This is a genomic window from Methylobacterium sp. GC_Met_2 (assembly GCF_026540795.1).
GTDB lineage: Bacteria > Pseudomonadota > Alphaproteobacteria > Rhizobiales > Beijerinckiaceae > Methylobacterium.
Genome location: NZ_JALNUM010000258.1, coordinates 1 through 1,102, shown reverse-complemented (window position 1 = coordinate 1,102; position 1,102 = coordinate 1). Strand labels below are relative to the sequence as shown.

General features: G+C 65.2%; 2 protein-coding genes. Both read left to right on the top strand.

Annotated features, from left to right (window positions below; all coding sequences use genetic code 11):
* Positions 1-389 precede the first annotated feature (389 nt).
* A complete protein-coding gene (locus OXS49_RS33325; RefSeq protein WP_243924844.1) occupies positions 390-599 on the top strand; it encodes a cold-shock protein in 210 nt (69 codons plus the stop codon).
* A 104-nt stretch (positions 600-703) separates the two neighbouring features.
* Positions 704-1,066, top strand: a complete 363-nt coding sequence (locus OXS49_RS33320; protein ID WP_244005822.1) for a DUF6481 family protein — start codon at positions 704-706, stop codon at positions 1,064-1,066.
* Positions 1,067-1,102: the final 36 nt, after the last annotated feature.

Below are 1,102 nucleotides of genomic sequence, written 5' to 3'. Positions count from 1 at the left end.
ATCGCAGCGTTTGAGCGCCCTCACGCTCCTGCCGGCGAGCGCGCCGGTTGCCGTGTCCTCCCCGTTCACGTGTAGCCGGCGCGTCCTACACAGTGACAGTGCGCCCTTTGGATCGGCGCACATCCTCCCGAAGACAGCAGGTGCTACAGCGCAACTCATGAACGTAGCGGCGCGATCTTCCAGGCTGATTTTCTCCCGATCAGATTTGTAGTTGTGAATCGGTCGCAGTTAGCGTACAAGTCACAGATCGATCTTTGGCCAGATATTCGGCCGTATCGCCTGAATAGGGCGAGCGCTCTGCATAGCTCCCATTTTCGACCACCAGCGACCGAGCGCGTGCGATGCATGCGCCCGACCTGTTCGCCTGCCTCGATAGATACGGAATACCTATGACCATCGGCACCGTTAAGTGGTTCAACGACACCAAGGGCTTCGGCTTCATCCAGCCGGACGATGGCGGTAAGGACGTGTTCGTCCACATCTCGGCCGTCGAGCGTGCCGGGATGAACAACTTGGTCGAGGGCCAGAAGGTCTCCTACGAGATGGAGACCGACCGCCGCAGCGGCAAGCAGTCGGCCGGCAGCCTTCAGGCCGCCTGAGCCGCGCTCATCGGCCTCTGACGCGTTTCGAAGCCGTTCCCCCGGGGGCGGCTTCATCTGTTTCTGACGCCGGGTCTCGGCTTCGGCGCGATGAAGGACTGTACGTGGGTCAATTCAAAACAAGCCAGCTCGTCGATCGCCTGGATGCGACAGCAAAAGCGCGACAGGCGACGCTTGACCGGTTCCGGGCCCGCCCGGCGGCGGATGACCCGACGGTGCTGGCCCGGCAGGCCGAGCGGCAGGCCCTGTCCGAGGCGCGCGAGGTGCGGGTCACCGAGCGCGAGGCGGCCCGTACGGCCGCCGAGGCCGAGCGTGAGGCGGAGGCCCTTGCCGCGCGTGAGCGCGCCGAGGCGGAACTCGTCCGCCAAGCTGCCGAGAGGGCGGAGCAGCAAGCCGCACTGGCAGCCGAGCAGAAGGCCGCGCGCGATGCACGCTTCGCGGCTCGGAAAGCCAAAGCACGCCGATAGGCCAGCCCGGCCCGCAGAACCTCATTATCGAAGGAC